The 17,339-nt window shown below is 67.3% G+C and carries 18 protein-coding genes; 12 read left to right on the top strand and 6 right to left on the bottom strand.

The features are described from left to right. Positions 1-3 precede the first annotated feature (3 nt). The 5 genes from HCU76_RS12015 to HCU76_RS11995 are packed head-to-tail and all read left to right on the top strand — an operon-like array spanning position 4 to position 4,684. On the top strand, positions 4-384 hold the full coding sequence (locus tag HCU76_RS12015) for an STAS domain-containing protein (RefSeq protein ID WP_213953812.1): 381 nt from the start codon (positions 4-6) through the stop codon (positions 382-384). Beyond that, positions 368-772 (top strand): anti-sigma regulatory factor, encoded by a 405-nt coding sequence (locus tag HCU76_RS12010; protein WP_213953811.1) that lies wholly within the window; start codon positions 368-370, stop codon positions 770-772. Before HCU76_RS12015 ends, HCU76_RS12010 begins: the two co-directional genes overlap by 17 nt. Next, positions 763-1,803 carry an ATP-binding SpoIIE family protein phosphatase gene (locus tag HCU76_RS12005; RefSeq protein ID WP_218509377.1) on the top strand — a complete coding sequence of 347 codons (1,041 nt, stop codon included), beginning with the start codon at positions 763-765 and terminating at the stop codon, positions 1,801-1,803. Before HCU76_RS12010 ends, HCU76_RS12005 begins: the two co-directional genes overlap by 10 nt. Further along, the gene (locus HCU76_RS12000; RefSeq protein WP_213953809.1) at positions 1,803-2,693 is read left to right on the top strand and encodes a sensor histidine kinase KdpD; all 891 of its coding nucleotides are present in this window, start codon (positions 1,803-1,805) and stop codon (positions 2,691-2,693) included. Before HCU76_RS12005 ends, HCU76_RS12000 begins: the two co-directional genes overlap by 1 nt. Continuing rightward, the gene (locus HCU76_RS11995) at positions 2,690-4,684 is read left to right on the top strand and encodes a response regulator (RefSeq protein WP_213953808.1); all 1,995 of its coding nucleotides are present in this window, start codon (positions 2,690-2,692) and stop codon (positions 4,682-4,684) included. The genes HCU76_RS12000 and HCU76_RS11995 overlap by 4 nt, the downstream gene beginning before the upstream one ends. Before the next feature lie 6 nt (positions 4,685-4,690). Here HCU76_RS11995 and HCU76_RS11990 read toward each other — a convergent pair whose 3' ends face one another. Then, positions 4,691-4,969, bottom strand: a complete 279-nt coding sequence (locus HCU76_RS11990) for a hypothetical protein (RefSeq protein WP_213953807.1) — start codon at positions 4,967-4,969, stop codon at positions 4,691-4,693. Positions 4,970-5,114: 145 nt separating this feature from the next. After that, positions 5,115-5,312 (bottom strand): hypothetical protein, encoded by a 198-nt coding sequence (locus tag HCU76_RS11985; RefSeq protein ID WP_213953806.1) that lies wholly within the window; start codon positions 5,310-5,312, stop codon positions 5,115-5,117. Positions 5,313-5,479: 167 nt separating this feature from the next. Here HCU76_RS11985 and HCU76_RS11980 point away from each other — a divergent pair, with 167 nt between their 5' ends. Continuing rightward, complete coding sequence (locus HCU76_RS11980) at positions 5,480-6,148, top strand: nitroreductase (protein ID WP_213953805.1); 669 nt, start codon at positions 5,480-5,482, stop codon at positions 6,146-6,148. Positions 6,149-6,192: 44 nt separating this feature from the next. Here the strand turns inward: HCU76_RS11980 and HCU76_RS11975 are convergent, their stop codons facing one another. Continuing rightward, a complete protein-coding gene (locus tag HCU76_RS11975) occupies positions 6,193-7,020 on the bottom strand; it encodes a crotonase/enoyl-CoA hydratase family protein (RefSeq protein WP_213953804.1) in 828 nt (275 codons plus the stop codon). Positions 7,021-7,166: 146 nt separating this feature from the next. Here HCU76_RS11975 and HCU76_RS11970 point away from each other — a divergent pair, with 146 nt between their 5' ends. Continuing rightward, positions 7,167-7,559 (top strand): DUF488 domain-containing protein, encoded by a 393-nt coding sequence (locus HCU76_RS11970; protein WP_213953803.1) that lies wholly within the window; start codon positions 7,167-7,169, stop codon positions 7,557-7,559. Between the two features lie 14 nt (positions 7,560-7,573). Here HCU76_RS11970 and HCU76_RS11965 read toward each other — a convergent pair whose 3' ends face one another. Next, positions 7,574-8,296, bottom strand: a complete 723-nt coding sequence (locus HCU76_RS11965) for a Crp/Fnr family transcriptional regulator (protein WP_213953802.1) — start codon at positions 8,294-8,296, stop codon at positions 7,574-7,576. Positions 8,297-8,416: 120 nt separating this feature from the next. On the opposite strand from HCU76_RS11965, the gene HCU76_RS11960 reads away from it, so the two are divergent. From HCU76_RS11960 to HCU76_RS11945, 4 genes are all read left to right on the top strand, one after another. Continuing rightward, positions 8,417-9,184, top strand: coding sequence for a class II aldolase/adducin family protein (locus tag HCU76_RS11960; RefSeq protein ID WP_213953801.1), 768 nt, complete (start codon positions 8,417-8,419; stop codon positions 9,182-9,184). Positions 9,185-9,347: 163 nt separating this feature from the next. Next, positions 9,348-10,163, top strand: a complete 816-nt coding sequence (locus HCU76_RS11955; RefSeq protein WP_213953800.1) for an extracellular solute-binding protein — start codon at positions 9,348-9,350, stop codon at positions 10,161-10,163. Positions 10,164-10,282: 119 nt separating this feature from the next. Further along, positions 10,283-11,017 carry a transporter substrate-binding domain-containing protein gene (locus HCU76_RS11950; RefSeq protein ID WP_213953799.1) on the top strand — a complete coding sequence of 245 codons (735 nt, stop codon included), beginning with the start codon at positions 10,283-10,285 and terminating at the stop codon, positions 11,015-11,017. Between the two features lie 127 nt (positions 11,018-11,144). Beyond that, on the top strand, positions 11,145-12,443 hold the full coding sequence (locus tag HCU76_RS11945) for an MFS transporter (RefSeq protein ID WP_213953798.1): 1,299 nt from the start codon (positions 11,145-11,147) through the stop codon (positions 12,441-12,443). A 24-nt stretch (positions 12,444-12,467) separates the two neighbouring features. Here the strand turns inward: HCU76_RS11945 and HCU76_RS11940 are convergent, their stop codons facing one another. Together HCU76_RS11940 and alaS are read right to left on the bottom strand one after the other, a co-directional pair. After that, the gene (locus tag HCU76_RS11940; RefSeq protein WP_218509403.1) at positions 12,468-13,454 is read right to left on the bottom strand and encodes a 2-dehydropantoate 2-reductase; all 987 of its coding nucleotides are present in this window, start codon (positions 13,452-13,454) and stop codon (positions 12,468-12,470) included. Between the two features lie 80 nt (positions 13,455-13,534). Further along, on the bottom strand, positions 13,535-16,162 hold the full coding sequence (alaS, locus tag HCU76_RS11935; protein ID WP_218509376.1) for an alanine--tRNA ligase: 2,628 nt from the start codon (positions 16,160-16,162) through the stop codon (positions 13,535-13,537). 227 nt (positions 16,163-16,389) lie between these two features. Here alaS and HCU76_RS11930 point away from each other — a divergent pair, with 227 nt between their 5' ends. Continuing rightward, entirely contained in the window at positions 16,390-17,319 is a 930-nt protein-coding gene (locus HCU76_RS11930; RefSeq protein ID WP_213953795.1) for a JmjC domain-containing protein, read from the top strand. Positions 17,320-17,339: the final 20 nt, after the last annotated feature.

Genomic DNA, 17,339 nt, shown 5'->3' with positions numbered 1-17,339 from the left:
CCCATGGAACGCATTCCCATTCTGAAGATGGGCAAGTGCCTGCTCGTCACCATCCAGGTCGACCTGCAAGACCAGGTGGCGATGAGACTGCAGGACGACCTGTCGACCACGATCGAGGCCACCGGCGCGACCGGCGTGCTCATCGACATCTCGGCGCTGGAAATCGTCGACTCCTTCATCGGCCGCATGCTGGCGAGCATCTCGGGCATTGCGCGCGTGCTGGACGCCACCACGGTGGTCGTCGGCATGCAACCCGCCGTGGCCATCACGCTGGTCGAACTCGGGCTGTCGCTCGAGGGCGTGCGCACCGCGCTGAACGTGGAGCGCGGAATGGCCATGCTTCGCCTGCGCGACGGGGAAGGCGGCCATGACCTTGCCGACTGACGGCGCGATGCCCCTGCGCACGGAGCACGACATCGTCATGAGCCGGCAGACCGTGCGCAAGCTCACCCAGGAGCTCAAGTTCTCGCTGGTCGACCAGACCAAGATGATCACCGCGGCGAGCGAACTCTCGCGCAACACGGTGGTGTACGGCGGCGGCGGCGAGATGCGCTGGAGCATCGTCGCCAACGGCGTTCGCGCCGGCCTGCGCCTCGCTTTCGAAGACAAGGGCCCCGGCATTCCCGACGTGGACTTGGCCCTGACCGACGGCTGGACCTCGGGCAAGGGCCTGGGCGTCGGCCTCTCGGGCAGCCGCCGGCTGGTCAATGAATTTGATTTGCGGAGCGTGCCCGGCGAGGGCACCTGCGTGACCATCACGCGATGGAAATGAAAGCCATGGGGCCACACCTGGCCATGCCGGTGATCGAGCCCACCCAGGTGGGCGAGGCACGCCGCGCCGCAGCCCGGCTGACGCACGAGATGGGCTTCGACGAACTGGCCAGCGGCCGCGCGGCACTGGTGGTGACCGAGTTGGGCACCAACCTCGCCAAGCATGCCAGGGACGGCATGCTGCTGCTCGGCTGCATCCCGGGCGCTGCGGGCGGGACGCTCGAGGTCCTGTCGCTGGACCAGGGCCCCGGCATTGCCGACCTGCGGCAATCGCTCGTCGACGGCCATTCGACCCAGGGCAGTCCCGGCACCGGCCTGGGCGCGGTGCGCAGGCTGGCGAGCGAAGCCCACCTCTTCTCGGTGCCCGGCAACGGCACTGTCATCGTGGCGCGCATCCATGCGAAGCCCGCGCCCGGCGTCCTCGCCCATGGCCAGGCCTTCAGCGTCGGCGGCATCCGCCTGTCGGCGCCGGGCGAGACGGTTTGCGGGGACAGTTGGGACGTGCGCATGAACGGCAGCAAGGCGCGGGTCATGGTGGCCGACGGGCTCGGCCACGGCCCGCTGGCGGCCGAGGCCTCGCAGGCCGCCATCCAGGTCTTTGCGACGGCGGTCGGGGCGCCGCATGCCGTGCTGGAACGCGCACATGCGCTGATGCGCTCGACCCGCGGCGCCGCGGTGGCTGTCGTCGAGCTCGATGCGGCGGCCCATTCGCTGGTGTTCGCGGGCGCCGGCAACATCGCCGGGCGCCTCCTCTCCGGCGTGGACGACCGCACGCTGATGTCGCAGCACGGCACGCTGGGCGTGCAGATCCGCAAGCTCGCCGACACCAGCTATCCGTGGCCCGAGCATGCGATGGTCGTCCTGCATTCCGACGGCATCAACTCGCGCTGGAACATCGATGGCGCCCTCGGCATCCTCCAGCAGGATCCCACGCTGATCGCAGGCTGGCTCCTGCGCAGCGGCCTGCGCGGCCGCGATGACGCGACCGTCGTGGTGATCAAGCGCGCACAGGCGCGGGGGCCTGCTCCGTGATGCACGAAACGCCGCTTCCCGATGCCGGGCTCGCAGCCCTCGCGGCCGACCAGGCGCAACAGATCGAGGCGCTGCAAGGCGAGCTCGACGAAACCAACCGCGGCGTGCTCGCGCTCTATGCCGAGCTCGACACGCAGGCCCAGCAACTGCGCCAGGCGACCGAACTCAAGAGCCGGTTCCTCGCGTACATGAGCCATGAATTCCGCACGCCGCTATCCACCTTCCGAAGCCTCGCGCGCCTCCTGCTGGACGAGGTCGACGGGCCGCTGACAGCGGAGCAGCGCAAGCAGGTGGAGTTCATACGGGCGACGGCCACCGAGTTCTCGGACATGGTCGACGACCTGCTCGACCTGGCCAAGGTCGAGGCTGGCCGCATCGACATCTCGCCCGAATGGTTCGACATGCTCGACCTGTTCTCCGCACTGCGCGGCATGTTCAAGCCCGTGCTCACCAACCCCGATGTCACATTGATCTTCGAGGAGCCGCAGCAGTCCGTCGCGCTGTTCACCGACGACAAGAAGCTGTCGCAGATCCTGCGCAACTTCATCTCCAACGCGCTGAAGTTCACCGCCGCCGGCGAAGTCCGGGTGTCCGCCGCGATGGAGGCGGACGAGCGCGTGACCTTCTCGGTGGCGGACACGGGCATCGGCATCTCGCCGCAGTACCAGTCGGAGATCTTCAACGACTACGCGCAGATCGACTCGCCGGTGCAGAAGCGACTGCGCGGCACCGGGCTCGGCCTCTCGCTGAGCAAGCGACTCGCGCAACTGCTGGGCGGCAGTGTCGGCGTGCGCAGCGAGGTCGGACAGGGCTCCACGTTTTTCGTCACACTGCCGCATCGACTTCCTCAGATCGATGGGGCTTCGCCGGGGAACGGAAACCCGCCATGAGCGAGCACACCCCCGAATTCCGGCCGATCGACCGGTCGCTGCACGAACTGCTGATCGTTGACGACGACCCGGCCAGCCGCTACGCGACGGCGCGCACCCTGCGCAACGCCGGCTTCCGCACACGCGAAGCAGCCAGCGGCGTCGAGGGTCTGCGGCTGGCCGACGACGGCGTCTCGGCCCTGGTGCTGGACGTGCACCTGCCCGACATCGACGGCTTCGAGCTGTGCCGCCGCCTGCGCTCGCGGCCGGAAACCAACCGCCTGCCGGTGCTGCACCTCACGGCCGCCTACGTGACCGACGAAGACAAGGTGCGCGGCCTGGACTCCGGGGCCGATGCCTACCTCACCCGCCCGGTGGAACCGGCGGTGCTGGTCGCGACCGTGCAGGCGCTGGTGCGCGCGCGCGTCGCGGAAGAAGCCATGCGCCGCAGCGAAACCAAGTTCCGCGCCATCTATTCCCACACGCTCACCGGCATCGGGCTGCTCGACGAGGAAGGTCGCCTGCTCGACGCCAACGCCGCCCTGCTGACACTGCTCGGGCGCAGCGCGGACGAGGTCAACGGCCGTGCGCTGGGGGAGTTCGTTCCGCCCGAGCTGGCGTCGAGCGTCGACGAATACATGCGCGGCACCAGTGAAATGCCGCAGCGCCGCGAGTTTCCGGCGTTGCGGCCCGACGGCAGCCTGGTGCATCTGGAGTGGAGCGTGTCCCCGCACATCGAGCGCAAGGTCAACATGGCGGTGGCCATCGACATCTCCGAGCGCGTGATGCTGGAAGAGCAACGCAGGCAGTTGCTCGACCGTGAACGTGCGGCGCGCGGCGAGGCCGAGCAGATCAGCCGCATGAAGGACGACCTCATCGCGGTGCTTTCGCATGAATTGCGCGCACCGCTCAACGTGATCATGGGCTGGGCGCACCTGCTGCAGAAGCGCGGTGCCAGCGAGGAAATCCTGCGCGGCCTGCGCGCCATCGAAAGCAACGGCCGCATCCAGGCCAAGCTCATCACCGACCTGCTCGACATGTCGCGCCTCAACCTGGGCAAGCTGCCGCTCATCTTCGAGTCGGTCGACCCGTCGGAGGTCGTCGCCAACGTGATCGAGGCCATGCGCCCCGCCATCGACGAGAGCGCGCACGTGCTGAACCTGCAGCTCGCGCCGCCGTACCGGCCGATCCTTGCGGACCAGGCAAGGCTGCAGCAGATCCTCTGGAACCTGATCAGCAATGCCATCAAGTTCTCACCCCGCGGCGGCGGCATCACGGTCGGCCTGACGGAGTCCGAGGAAGGCGTGACGCTCTACGTCTCGGACGAGGGACAAGGCATCGAGGCCCGCTTCTTGCCGATGGTGTTCGACCGGTTTGCGCAAGGGGACGCCTCCAGCAACCGGCAGCGCGGCGGCCTCGGCCTGGGTCTGGCCATCGTCAAGCAACTGGTCGAAGCGCACGGCGGCAGCGTGAGCGTCGAAAGCGCCGGCCCCGACCAGGGCACGACCTTCCGCGTCTGGCTGCCGGTCTCGGCGACGGCCCTGGTCGGCGTGGCCGGCGGCGAGGAAACGTCGACCGATGCGCAGCCCGCCGAGATGGCCTCGCTGCACGGTGTCAACCTGCTGATCGTCGATGACGACACAGAGTCCAACGCGATGCTAGAGATGATCCTGTCGGATCGCGGCGGCCAGGTGGCAACCGCCCACAGTTGCGATGCAGCGCTGGAATTGCTCGAGACCCTGAAGCCCGACGTGCTGATCAGCGACATCGGCATGCCCGGCAAGGACGGCTACACGCTGATCCGAGAGATCCGCAAGCGCGAGCAGGCCAGCGGCCACCACATGCAGGCCATCGCCCTGACCGCATTCGCGCGCGACCGGGACCAGCACCAGGCACTGGAGGCCGGCTTCGACGCCCACTGCGCCAAGCCGCTGCAGCCGCTCAAGTTGCTGTGGCAGATCCAGCGGGTACTTGGCCGGCTGCCGCAGAACACGGTGCCGGGCGCGCTATGACTATGACTACGACAGCCTGATCTGCTCGGCGAACTCGAAGTCCTCGCTGGACAGCAGCACCGGCTTGCGCGGCTCGGCGCGGTAGCGTTTGAGCGCCCTGCTCTGGATCTCCGGCGCGTGGCTCACGAAGGCATCGACCAGCGAGTCGCCGCCACCGGTCGCGCCGAAGTGATGGCGCAGCGGGTCTTCGCCGATCGCCGCGATGATGCGCGGCCCGTCGCCGCCCTCCGGATAGATCGCGAACTTCACCGCCGCCGTGTCGAAACAGTAGATCGCCTCGGTCATCACATCGTCTCCGTCTTGTAGGGTGCGAGGACGTTAGTGCGCGCAAACGTCGCATTCAAAGGCGGTTGTTCGATTCTTGGTGTGGGCGAATTCCTACGAAAACGCGCGTCTGCGTTCGCTTTCCCGACGAAACGACGGCGCCGTTCTAGCGCACCGGAAACTTGCTTGCCATGACGCGCCCGATCGGCGTGATCTCGTAGACCGCCGCGGGCGGCTGCGTGTGGCCCGACAGGGTCCGAACGGGCGCCTCGATCTCGCCCTTGACCAATCCCGCCAGCATCAGCACGCGCAACTTGTCGATGTCCTCCCCCGTGTTCAGGTAGATCGGGAGCTGGGCTTGCATGAGCCGCTGGAGCAATCGGAAGGACATCCCCCAAGTCTGCTGCACGATCGGGTCACTTCGAAATAACTGGATGCAGCGGTGGTGACAAGGTGCACACCCGTCGCGCTTTTCGAAGGCCCTGCGAGCGCGAGCCGGCCGATTCCACATCGGCCAGAATCAACCGCACCATGCATGTCCACGAAGCTGTCACCTCGCGCCGTTCCATCCGCTCCTTCCTGCCCGACCCCGTGCCGCCGGAAACCATCCGCAAGGTGCTCTCGCTGGCCGCGCGCGCGCCCTCCGGCGGCAACCTGCAGCCCTGGCACATCGACGTGATGGCCGGCGAACCGCTCGCCGCGCTCAAGGCCGAGATGCAACGGAACCTGCGCAATCAGGTGCAGGAATCACCTGCCTACGACGTGTACCCGCCGTCGCTGGTCTCGCCGTGGCGCGACCGCCGCTTCCAGGTCGGCGAGGCGATGTACGCGCGCCTTGGCATCCCGCGCGAAGACAAGGCCGCACGCCTGCGCTGGTTCGCCAACAACTTCGCCTTCTTCGGTGCGCCGATGGCGCTGTTCTGCTCGATCGACCGCCGCATGGGTCCGCCACAGTGGTCGGACTGCGGCATGTACCTGCAGACCGTGATGCTGCTGTTGCGCGAGGAAGGCCTCGACAGCTGCCCGCAGGAATGCTGGGCGATCTACCCCGAGACCATCGGCCGCACGCTGCAGTTGCCGCCCGAACGCATGCTGTTCACCGGCATGTCGATCGGCTGGGCCGACACCTCGCACCCCGTCAACGCGCTGGTCACCGACCGCGCGCCCATCGACGAAGTCGTGCGCTTTATCGGCGTCTAGGTTTGAATCGGCAATCGGCTTGACCGGCCGCCGCCCGCGTCCGCTCAGGTCGGCTCGACAAAGCGTGGCGCCCGCTTCTCGATGTTGGCCCTGACCGCCTCGGCCTGGTTCGCGCTGCCGATCAGCGCCTTCTGCTCGACCGACTCGGCCAGCAGCAATGACGCATCGTCCAGGTGCGTCGACGCATTCAGCAAGCGCTTGCCGGCGCGGATCGCATGCGGGCTCTTCGCCGCGATCTCGTGCGCCATCTGCAGGGCTACGGCCAGCGGGTCGGCCGCCAGGCGCGTGGCAAAGCCCATGCGCAAGGCCTCCTCGCCGGAGAAGATCCGGCCTGTGTAGGTGAGCTCGCGCACCACGTCCGCGCGCGCCAACTCGCGCATCAGCACCAGGCCGGCCATGTCAGGCACCAGGCCCCACTTGATCTCCATGACCGACATCTTGGTGTCCGGCGCAACGATGCGCACGTCCGCCCCGAGCGCCACCTGCAGGCCGCCGCCAAAGGCCACGCCATGCACCGCCGCGATCACCGGCACCGGCACCTGGCGCCACACCCAGGCGACCTGCTGCGCCGCGTTGGCGATGCCGTGCGTGCGCGCCACCAGATCCGCGCCGGCGGCGCCATCGCCGAGCACTTCGGCGCCATCGGCTTTCTGCATGCGCTGGAAGGACTGCATGTCGAGCCCCGCGCAAAAGGCCTTGCCCCGGCCGGAGATGACCACGGCGCGCAGGGCGAGGTCGTCGCGCAAGCTTTCGCCGGCCTCGATCAATGCGTCGAACATCGCAGCGTCGAGCGCATTCATCTTGTCGCTGCGAACCAGTTGCAGTTCGACCACGCCATCGGGGTGGCGGGTCCATTCGATACGATCATTCATGGGTGGCTCCTTTTTCGCGAGTATGCGTCCCGCTTGTGTAGTGAAGCTTGGGTCGCGTCGCAACGGCGACGCTTGTTCGTACTGCAACGGCGACGCTCGTTCGCGCCACGCCAGCCCCGCCAGCAATGAGAGACAAGAGACCAAACATGAGCATCCGAATCGTCCGCCTCGGCACTGACCGCGCGCCCGGCGAAGGCCTTCGCATCGGTACGGTCCGCCGCCCGCCGCGCGGCGTGCCGAAGGCCGAGTTCGCCAGCCAGAACTGGTACGACGTGTGGTACCCCAATCTCGCGCCGTCGGCCGAGACCATGAAGCTCGGCCAGGAAGCGCAGACCCCCGCGCAATGGACCGCCTTCACCCGCGCCTACAAGCGCGAGATGGCCGAAGCCGACGCAAGCCGCAGCCTCGACCTGCTCGCCGCCCTGTCGCACCAGACGGCGCTGGCGGTCGGCTGCTATTGCGAGGACGAGTCGCGCTGCCACCGTTCGCTGCTGCGCGGCCTGCTGCAGGAACGCGGCGCGGACATCGGGACGGACTGACGCCCGCGCGCGCTTTACCCGTTTTTCCCGCGCCGCTCCAGCGCATCGAAGGACAGGATGTCGATCCTGCCGTAGCCCAGCGCGATCAGCCCCTCCCGGGCCAGCGCGCCGAGCTCCCCCGAGAGCGTCTGCCTCGTCACGCCGAGCATCATCGCCAGTGCCTCCTGCGAGAGCGTCACGCGATCTCGCGCCTCCAGCGATTGCGTCGCGTCGCCGCGCGCCAGCGTGCAAAGCCGCCGCGCCACGCGCGCACGGAGGTCGCGCAGCGTGGCGTCTTCCATCAACGCGTAGAGAAAGCGCACCCGCGCCGCAAGCAGGGCCGCCATGGCATTGGCGAACACCACGTCGCGCATCAGTTCCGCGAAAGCGTCCGGCGGCACCACCAGCAGGTCGAGCGCCGTCAGCGCCGTGGCATCGTGCGTGCGCGGCGAACCATCGATCAACGAGATCTCGCCAAACCAGTTGCCGGGCTCGATCACCGAGAGAATGGCTTCGCGCCCGTCGTGCCGCAGCGTCGAAGCCTTCACCATCCCGCGCGCAAGCCCGTACAGGCCGGTGCCCGCGACCGTGACCGGATCACCCTGCCGGAACAGCATAGCGCCGCGCTGCCAATGCGTCAGTTCGGCCGCGCCGAGCAGGGCTTCCCGCTGGGCCGCGGGCATGCTGGCAAACCAGGGATTGGCAGCCATCGTGTCGCGGTGCGCGACAGGCAGGCGCGGTTTTGGAAGCGAGGACATCAGAGGCATCAATGGCATCGGCCAAGGGTTTACGTGCATCTCACACTGTCCATTTTCAGACAGTTTGTGCGCGGCCCGAGGCCTACAGTCTCCGCACCCCACGCAAAGGAGATCCATCCCATGAACGCCAACACCCAATCCGAAATCCAGAAGCTCGTGTCCGCCGAGGAATGGCAACTGCGCGTCGACCTCGCCGCCTGCTACCGCCTCGTCGCGATGTACGGCTGGAGCGACCTGGTCTTCACGCACATCAGCGCACGCGTGCCCGGCCCGGAGCATCACTTCCTCATCAACCCCTACGGCCTGATGTTCGACGAGATCACCGCGTCCAGCCTGGTCAAGGTCGACAAGGACTGCAACAAGGTCATCGACTCGCCCTACCCGGTGAACCCGGCCGGCTTCGTGATCCACAGCGCCATCCACGAAGTGCGCGAGGACATCCAGTGCGTGCTGCACACACACACCATGGCCGGCGTCGCCGTCAGCGCACAGAAGAACGGCGTGCTGCCGATCAGCCAGCAATCCACCTTCGTGCTGGCCTCGCTGGCCTACCACGGCTATGAAGGTGTGGCGATCCGCGACGACGAGAAGGCACGCCTCCAGAAGGACCTCGGCGACGCCAACTTCTACATGCTGCGCAACCACGGCCTGCTGACCTGCGGCAAGACCATCGCAGATGCCTTCCTCTCGATGTACACCTTCGAGAACACCTGCAAGATCCAGATCGCGGCGCAGGCCGGCGGTGGCGAGCTGACGCAGGTCGACCCACGCATCGTCGAAGGCGTGGGCCATGCGATGAAGGTGCAGACGGGCGGCATGGGCGGCAGCTTCGTCTGGCCGTCGCTGATCCGCAAGCTGGATCGCGTCGATCCGAGCTACAAGGACTGACGGGCACGCGGACGGTACCCTCATCGTCACGCACTGAGCCTGGCGAGCGGCTACAAGCGCATTGCCGCTGCCATCTCCTCGGTGGTGACCCTGAGCCCGTTGAAGGCGGATTGACAGCTTGGGGCCATAGGATCTGTCTTCACACATTCAAGGAGACAAGATCATGGCCCCGCGCAGTTTCAATCTCACCCGCCGTGCGGCGCTTCTTGGCGCGGCCCTCGCGCTCGCTGGCTGCGCCGGCCTCGGCGCCGGCCAGTCCGGCGCCGGCAGGACGATCAATGTCATGACCTCCGGCGGCTTCACCGCCGCCTACAACGAACTCACGCCGGCCTTCGAGAAATCCACCGGCTACAAGGTGCAGACAGCCTATGGCGCATCGATGGGTGCGGCGAGCGACTCCATTCCCAGCCGGCTCTCGCGCGGCGAGCCGGCCGACATCGTCATCCTCGCGCGGCCCGCGCTGGATGCGCTGGTCGCGCAGGGCAAGGTGATCGGCGGCAGCCAGGTCGACCTGGTGCGTTCGTCGATCGGCTTCGCAGTGCGCAAGGGTGCGCCCAGGCCGGACATCAGCACCGTCGACGCGCTCAAGCGCACCCTGATCGCAGCGCCGTCGATCGCCTACTCGGCCAGCGCCAGCGGCACCTACTACGAAACCGAGATGCTGAAGAACCTTGGCATCGAAGAACAGGTCAAGCCCAAGAGCAAGCGCATCCTGAGCGAGCGCGTCGGCACCATCGTGGCGCGCGGCGATGCGGCGCTGGGGCTGCAGCAAGTCAGCGAACTGCTGCCGATCGAGGGCATCGACTTCATCGGCGTCCTGCCGCCCGCGGCGCAGCGGGTGACCGTGTTCTCGGCTGGCGTCTCGACCAGCAGCAAGGATCCGGCGGCGGCGCGCCAGCTCATCGGCTTCTTCACCAGCCCGGGGGCGGCGCCGACGATCCGCGAGACGGGGCTGGAGCCCATCGCTGCGGCACCCTGAGCCCGCGCGGCCCGGCCCCACTCCGGCGCACGGGTTTGCGTCGAGATGGCCATGCAGCATCGACTCGAAGGGCTAAACTCGCCGGCCCTGCTCCGCATGGAGCCCGCACCAAGCGACGCATGACAGACCCAGAACTCGCCCTCGCCTTCGCACCCGGCGGCGCGCTGCGCGCCTCCATCAACCTCGGCAACCCGATCCTGGCGAACCGCGACAAGTCGACCGGCGAGCCGGTGGGCGTGTCGATCGACCTGGCGCATGCGCTCGGCGAGCGGCTTGGCGTGAAGGTCGAGCTGGTGGTGTTCGAAAAGGCCGCGCAGTCCGTCGACGCCGTGCGCAATGGCAAGGCCGACATCGGCTTCTTCGCCGTCGACCCGGCGCGCAGCGAAGGCCTGAGCTTCACCGCGCCCTATGTGCTGATCGAGGGCAGCTACCTCGTCCGGCAGGACTCCGCGCTGCAGGACAACGCACAGGTCGACCACGACGGCCTGCGCGTGGCGGTCGGCACCGGCAGCGCCTACGACCTGTTCCTCACGCGCGAACTGAAGCACGCGGCCATCGAACGTATCGTTCACGTCCCGGATTGCCTGGCGGCATTGCAGGAGGGTCGGGTCGATGTCGCGGCCGGCATCCGCACCATGCTGGAGGGATGGGCGACACAGCAAGCGGACCTGCGCCTGTTGCCGGGCCGCTTCATGGTCATCCAGCAGGCCATGGGCATGCCGGCCAACCGCGGTTCGGGCGCCGCATCGGCGCTTGCCGCCTTTGTCGAGCAGATGAAGGCGAGCGGCTTCGTGGCTGAATCCCTGAAGCGGCACGGCATCGTCGGCGGCACGGTCGCACCGCCTGCGCCCTGACCCCTTCGAAAGCCACGGCAACGCGCGCGTCCTGGTCCGCGCGTAATCCCTGATTTTCTTGACGGCTGAATGTCAGCTTGGGTTTCTACGATGGACCCAAACCACTCCAACAGCCCGAAAGAGAGCCATGTCCACCACCACCCTCGCCCGCGGCGCTCCACAGACCGTTTCGACGTCGAAGCTGGGCGCCGTGCTGCGCGTCACAAGCGGCAACTTCCTCGAACAGTTCGACTTCTTCCTGTTCGGCTTCTACGCCACCTACATCTCGAAGTCCTTCTTCCCGGCCAGCAGCGACTTCGCCTCCCTGATGCTGACCTTCGCGGTGTTCGGCGCCGGCTTCCTGATGCGGCCGCTGGGCGCGATCATCCTGGGCGCCTACATCGATGAAGTCGGCCGGCGCAAGGGCCTGATCGTGACGCTGGGCATCATGGCCTGCGGCACGGTGCTGATCGCCTTCGTACCCGGCTACGCGACGATCGGCCTGCTGGCGCCGGCGCTCGTGCTGCTCGGGCGGCTGCTGCAAGGCTTCTCCGCCGGGGCCGAACTCGGCGGCGTGTCGGTCTACCTGGCCGAGATGGCGACGCCGGGCCACAAGGGCTTCTACACCTCGTGGCAGTCGGCCAGCCAGCAGGTCGCGATCGTGCTGGCCGCGGCGCTCGGCTTCGCGCTGAACGAGTCGATGTCGCCCGAGACGCTGGCCGACTGGGGCTGGCGCGTTCCCTTCTTCGTCGGTTGCATGATCATCCCGTGCATCTTCGTGCTGCGCCGCTCGCTGCAGGAGACCGAGGCCTTCCAGGCGCAGAAGCACCATCCGGGCACGCGCGAAGTGTTCCAGTCGATGGCGCAGAACTGGCGCATCGTGCTCTGCGGCATGCTGCTGGTGGCCATGACCACGACCACCTTCTACCTGATCACCGTCTACACGCCGACCTTCGGCAAGACCGTGCTGCACATCAGCGCCCGCGACGCGCTGATCGTCACATTGCTGGTCGCCGTCTCCAACTTCATCTGGCTGCCGATCGGCGGCGCGATCTCCGACCGTATCGGCCGCAAGCCGCCGCTGTTGGGCGTGACGGTGCTGGCCATCCTGACCGCCTATCCGGCGATGCACTGGCTCGCCGCAGCGCCCAGCTTCGGCCGCATGCTGGACGTGCTGCTGTGGTTCTCGTTCCTGTTCGGCATGTACAACGGTGCGATGGTGGTGGCGCTTACGGAGGTGATGCCGGTGCAGGTGCGCGTGGTCGGCTTCTCGCTGGCCTACAGCCTGGCCACGGCCGTGTTCGGCGGCTTCACCCCGGCCATCTCGACCTACCTGATCGACGCCTTGCAGGACAAGGCCGCGCCGGCCATCTGGCTCAGCGTGGCTGCGGCCTGCGGGCTGGCGGCGACGCTGATGCTGTACCGCAAGGGTGGCCACACCGACTGAGGAGACCTGACGGATGGCCTTGGCTCAGATGCCCAGTGCATCGCACATCGCGTCGGGCGACAAGCGTGCGGGCGGCTTCGGCCAACCACTGTCCAGCAACTCGACCATCTTCGCGTTGCGGGGCGCCGTGCGGCCATGGGCCTGCGCGAGGCGCACCACTTCGCCGCACAGGGCATCGACCTCGGTGCGCCGGCCCAGTGCCAGGTCGTCCGCCATGCTGGAACGCGCCTTGGCATCGATCTTGAGCATCCGTGCCGCGACGATGCGGAACAGCCAGTTCGGCAACCGCAGCAGCGTGGGCAAGCGCCGCGCGGGCACCGCAGCCACCTGCGCCGGCTCGATGCCCGCCGCCTCCAGCGCGCTGATCGCTTCCTCCATCAGCGCCGCAAAGCAACGACGGTAGCCGTGCTGCAACAACTCGTCGCGCAGCGGCAGGCCCGACAGCGCGTTGACCGGGTTGTTGAGGTTGATCAGCAGCTTGCCCCACTGGACCGCGCGCAGGTCGGCCAGCAGGTCCAGCGGCACGCCGGCCTTCTCGAAGGTGGCCAGCCAGGGCCTCAGCGCGGCATCTTCGACCGACATGAGCCGGCCGGTCGTCCCGCGATGGAAAGCGCCGGGCGCGAGTTCCGCGATGTTGTAGGGCACCATGGAAGGCAGGACCGTCAGCCGCGGCGCTGCCTTCGACGCGATGGCCGCATTGGAGATACCGTTCTGCAGCGAAAGCACCATGATGCCAGCCGGCAGCGCAGCGCCGAGTTCTGCGGCCGCCTCCGCCGTCGCGCCGCTCTTCACGCACAGCAGCACGATCGAAGGTGTCGCGCCCACTGGCACGGCTTGCGCGAGTTGTATCGCGCCGGCCTCGACCTTGCGCGTGTTGCCTTCCAGATCGGTGAGCGTCAGCCCATGCTGCGCCACGGCGTCCAGCACACGCGCACGCCCGACCAGCGTCACCGGAACGCCCGCCGCCGCCAGGCAACCACCGACATAGCAACCGATGCTGCCGGCGCCCATCACGAGCACCGAGCCTGCGGGCGCGCCAGACGCTCGCAGCGTGGCTGCGAATTGCGGGCCCTCGGCCCGGTCCGAGGCGATCACGCGGCCCGCTCGGCCACCCAGCCCTGCACCGACTTCAGAGCCGCCGCGAGGCCGCTGGGATCGGTGCCGCCGGCCATCGCCATGTCGGGCTTGCCGCCGCCCTTGCCGCCGACTTGCTGGGCCACAAAGTTGACCAGTTCGCCCGCCTTGACGCGGCCCATCGTGTCGGCCGTGACGCCAGCCGCGAGCTGCACCTTGGCGCCATCGACGGCGGCCAGCACGATCGCGGCAGTCTTCAGCTTGTCCTTGAGCTTGTCCATGGTGTCGCGCAGCGTCTTGGCGTCGGCGCCGTCGAGCTTGGCGGCGAGCACCTTGATGCCATTGACGTCCACGGCCTGCAGGACAAGTTCGTCACCCTTCGACGAGGCCAGCTTGCCCTTCAGCGCGCCGACTTCGCGCTCCAGCGCGCGCACCTGCTCAAGCACCTGCGTGAGCCGGCCTTGCAGGTCCGCCGTCGGTGTCTTGAGGGTCTGCGCCACCGTGTGGACGGTCGACTCCAGGTCTTGCAGATAGGTCAGCGCATTGGCGCCGGTGATGGCTTCCACGCGGCGGATGCCGGCGGCGACGCCGCCTTCGCTGGTGATCTTGAACAGGCCGATATCGCCGGTGCGGCTCACATGCGTGCCACCGCACAGTTCGCGGCTCGTGCCGATGTCGAGCACGCGCACGGTCTCGCCGTACTTCTCGCCGAACAGCATCATCGCGCCGGTCTTCTGGGCCGACTCGATGTCCATCACCCGCGCCTGTGTGGCGCCGTTGGCCAGGATCTCGGCGTTCACGCGCTTCTCGATCTCGAGGATCTGGGCGTGCGTGACCGCTGCGCCGTGCGTGAAGTCGAAGCGCGTCTTGTCGGCATCGACCAGCGAACCCTTCTGCGTCACATGCTCGCCGAGCACTTCGCGCAGCGCCTTGTGCATCAGGTGGGTGACGCTGTGGTTGCGCATGGTCGCCGCGCGCCGCGCGCCGTCGACCGCGGCCTTGACCGTGTCGCCGACCTTCAGCGTGCCCTGCGTCTGCGTGCCGTGGTGGCCGAACACGTCGGCCTTGATCTTCTGCGTGTCGTCGACGCCGAACTGCACGCCCTCGGCGCTCAGCACGCCCTGGTCGCCGACCTGGCCGCCGCTCTCGGAATAGAACGGCGTGTTGTCGAGCACGACGATGCCGGGCTGGCCTTCCTTGAGTTCGTCGACCGACGCGCCCTCGAAGTACAGCGCGACGACCTTGGCCTGTTCTTCCAGATGCTCGTAGCCGGTGAAGACGTTGCCCGCGCCGGCGTACTCGACGTTGCGGTCCATCTTGAACTTGCCGGCTGCGCGGCCCGCAGCCTTCTGCTTTTCCATCGCGGCATTGAAGCCGGCTTCGTCCACGGCCACGTCGCGCTCGCGGCACACATCGGCCGACAGGTCGAGCGGAAAGCCGAAGGTGTCATGCAGCTTGAACGCCACTTCGCCCGGCAGCACCTTGGCGCCGCCAGCCAGCGCCGCGTCGAGGATCTCCATGCCATTGGCCAGCGTCTCGAAGAAGCGCTCTTCCTCTGCCTTGAGCGTCTCGGTGATGCGCTTCTCGTCAGCCACCAGCTTCGGATAGGCCTCGCCCATCAGCGCCACCAGGTCCGGCACCAGCTTGTGGAAGAACGGCTTCTTCTGCCCCAGCTTGTAGCCATGGCGGATGGCGCGGCGGATGATGCGGCGCTGCACATAGCCGCGGCCTTCATTCGACGGGATCACGCCGTCGGCCACGAGGAAAGCGGTCGCGCGGATGTGGTCGGCGATCACGCGCAGGCTCTTGTTGTCGAGGTCGCTCGTGTGGGTCTCGCGCGCCGCAGCCTTCACCAGCTTGTCGAAGATGTCGATCTCGTAGTTGCTGTGCACGTGCTGCAGGATGGCGGCCAGGCGCTCCAGGCCCATGCCGGTGTCGACGCAGGGCGCGGGGAGCTTCTTCACGCTGCCGTCGGGCTGCATGTCGAACTGCATGAACACATGGTTCCAGATCTCGATGAAGCGGTCGCCGTCTTCTTCCGGGCTGCCCGGGGGGCCGCCGGGGATGTGCGGGCCGTGGTCGTAGAAGATCTCGGAGCACGGTCCGCAGGGGCCGGTGTCGGCCATCATCCAGAAGTTATCGGAGGCGTACTTGGCGCCCTTGTTGTCGCCGATGCGGATGACGCGCTCGGGCGGCAGGCCGATCTCTTTCGTCCAGATGTCGTAGGCCTCGTCGTCCTCGTGGTAGACCGTGGCCAGCAGGCGCTCGGCCGGCAGCTTGTAGACCTGCGTCAGCAACTCCCAGCCCCACATGAGCGACTCGCGCTTGAAGTAATCGCCGAAGCTCCAGTTGCCCAGCATCTCGAAGAAGGTGTGATGGCGCGCGGTGTAGCCCACGTTCTCCAGGTCGTTGTGCTTGCCGCCGGCGCGCAGACACGCCTGCACCGAGGCCGCGCGCTTGTAGGGGCGCTTGTCTTCGCCGAGGAACACGTCCTTGAACTGGACCATGCCCGAGTTGGTGAACATCAGCGTCGGGTCGTTGCCGGGCACCAGCGGGCTGGATGCCACGACCGTGTGGCCCTTCGAGGCGAAGAAGTCGAGGAATGACTTGCGGATGTCGGCGACAGAAAATGTGGTCTGGGTCATCGGGACTTGCTTCCGACGTCAGGCGCAGGAATGCGCCTAACTGGTTGATTTTTTTGAACATTCGATTATAGGTTTCGCCCCCTTGGCAGGCCGCCCGCGACCCTGGGTAGGGGCATTGCCGCAAGAGCCGGGCCCGGGCTTCGACCTCTGTCGGGACTTCTTAACACTTTCAGCGTATTGCGAACGTTGAGAAACCAGTATTGGCGTTCATTCGCTACGATCCCCCTATGTCTCAAAACTCGCCCGATCCGGGCGCCCAATACAGCGTGCGGCCCGTCGACGAGGCGGGCTTCACAACCAGTCGGGTCGCCAGGCTGCAACACAACTTCCATGAACACCCGATGCTGCAATTGCCGGCATTGGCCCAGTTGGCGAAGTCCCTGGAGCCCTTGAAGCAGTGCCGCTTCGTGCGTCGGAACATCACGCAGGGCTCGAGCTTCAAGCACGACTACCAGCATCCGGACGGCCTGAGCATCGACGAGGTGTTCGAACGCATCCATGAGCCGCACTCCTGGATCGCGCTCTACAACATCGAGGCCAACCCCGACTACGCCCACCTGCTCGGGCAGATCGTTGACACGGTGCGTCCGCAGATCGAGCGCGAGCAGCCGGGGATCTTCCTGATCAACGGCTTCATGTTCATCTCCGCGCCGCCATCGGTCACGCCCTTCCACATTGACCGCGAGAACAACTTCTGGCTGCAGTTGCATGGCCGCAAGACCATGAACGTGTGGGACCACACCGATCGCGAAGTGGTGGATGCCGCGACGGTGGAAGACTTCATCGTCGACAAGACGCTGAGCCGGGTGCGCCTGAAGGAGGAGTTCCGCCCGCGCAGCCATGAGTTCGACACGGGGCCAGGCGACGGCGTCTACTTTCCCAGCCTGTCGCCGCACATGACCCGCTCGGAGCCCGACTGGGTGACGCCCGGCAACGGCGTTTCCGTGTCGCTGGGAGTCACGTTCTACACCTCGGTCACGCGCCAGCATGCCCGCGTCTACCAGGTCAATCGCCTGATGCGCAACGCCCTGAAGCTGCAACCGCGCGAACCCGGCGAGTCGGCCTTGCGCGACGGCCTCAAGGCCAGCCTGGGCGGCCTGGTCGGCGCGGCGCACTACCGCCGCACCGGCGCCGAGGCGCCACCCGGCGTCTACTGAGCCTTCCGGGCAGGACTTGG

The sequence above is a fragment of the Variovorax sp. dw_308 genome (assembly GCF_019207085.1).
Lineage (GTDB): Bacteria > Pseudomonadota > Gammaproteobacteria > Burkholderiales > Burkholderiaceae_C > Variovorax.
The sequence above is the reverse complement of the archived record's forward strand: the minus strand, read 5'-3'. Positions and strand labels throughout refer to the sequence as shown.

What these genes read in the sequence shown, in the direction of transcription:
- HCU76_RS12015 (WP_213953812.1), top strand. Translation starts at nt 4, where the DNA reads ATGGAACGCATTCCCATTCTGAAGATGGGCAAGTGCCTGCTCGTCACC.
- HCU76_RS12010 (WP_213953811.1), top strand. Translation starts at nt 368, where the DNA reads ATGACCTTGCCGACTGACGGCGCGATGCCCCTGCGCACGGAGCACGAC.
- HCU76_RS12005 (WP_218509377.1), top strand. Translation starts at nt 763, where the DNA reads ATGGAAATGAAAGCCATGGGGCCACACCTGGCCATGCCGGTGATCGAG.
- HCU76_RS12000 (WP_213953809.1), top strand. Translation starts at nt 1,803, where the DNA reads ATGCACGAAACGCCGCTTCCCGATGCCGGGCTCGCAGCCCTCGCGGCC.
- HCU76_RS11995 (WP_213953808.1), top strand. Translation starts at nt 2,690, where the DNA reads ATGAGCGAGCACACCCCCGAATTCCGGCCGATCGACCGGTCGCTGCAC.
- HCU76_RS11990 (WP_213953807.1), bottom strand. Translation starts at nt 4,969, where the DNA reads ATGACCGAGGCGATCTACTGTTTCGACACGGCGGCGGTGAAGTTCGCG.
- HCU76_RS11985 (WP_213953806.1), bottom strand. Translation starts at nt 5,312, where the DNA reads ATGCAAGCCCAGCTCCCGATCTACCTGAACACGGGGGAGGACATCGAC.
- HCU76_RS11980 (WP_213953805.1), top strand. Translation starts at nt 5,480, where the DNA reads ATGCATGTCCACGAAGCTGTCACCTCGCGCCGTTCCATCCGCTCCTTC.
- HCU76_RS11975 (WP_213953804.1), bottom strand. Translation starts at nt 7,020, where the DNA reads ATGAATGATCGTATCGAATGGACCCGCCACCCCGATGGCGTGGTCGAA.
- HCU76_RS11970 (WP_213953803.1), top strand. Translation starts at nt 7,167, where the DNA reads ATGAGCATCCGAATCGTCCGCCTCGGCACTGACCGCGCGCCCGGCGAA.
- HCU76_RS11965 (WP_213953802.1), bottom strand. Translation starts at nt 8,296, where the DNA reads ATGTCCTCGCTTCCAAAACCGCGCCTGCCTGTCGCGCACCGCGACACG.
- HCU76_RS11960 (WP_213953801.1), top strand. Translation starts at nt 8,417, where the DNA reads ATGAACGCCAACACCCAATCCGAAATCCAGAAGCTCGTGTCCGCCGAG.
- HCU76_RS11955 (WP_213953800.1), top strand. Translation starts at nt 9,348, where the DNA reads ATGGCCCCGCGCAGTTTCAATCTCACCCGCCGTGCGGCGCTTCTTGGC.
- HCU76_RS11950 (WP_213953799.1), top strand. Translation starts at nt 10,283, where the DNA reads ATGACAGACCCAGAACTCGCCCTCGCCTTCGCACCCGGCGGCGCGCTG.
- HCU76_RS11945 (WP_213953798.1), top strand. Translation starts at nt 11,145, where the DNA reads ATGTCCACCACCACCCTCGCCCGCGGCGCTCCACAGACCGTTTCGACG.
- HCU76_RS11940 (WP_218509403.1), bottom strand. Translation starts at nt 13,454, where the DNA reads ATGGGCGCCGGCAGCATCGGTTGCTATGTCGGTGGTTGCCTGGCGGCG.
- alaS (WP_218509376.1), bottom strand. Translation starts at nt 16,162, where the DNA reads ATGACCCAGACCACATTTTCTGTCGCCGACATCCGCAAGTCATTCCTC.
- HCU76_RS11930 (WP_213953795.1), top strand. Translation starts at nt 16,390, where the DNA reads ATGTCTCAAAACTCGCCCGATCCGGGCGCCCAATACAGCGTGCGGCCC.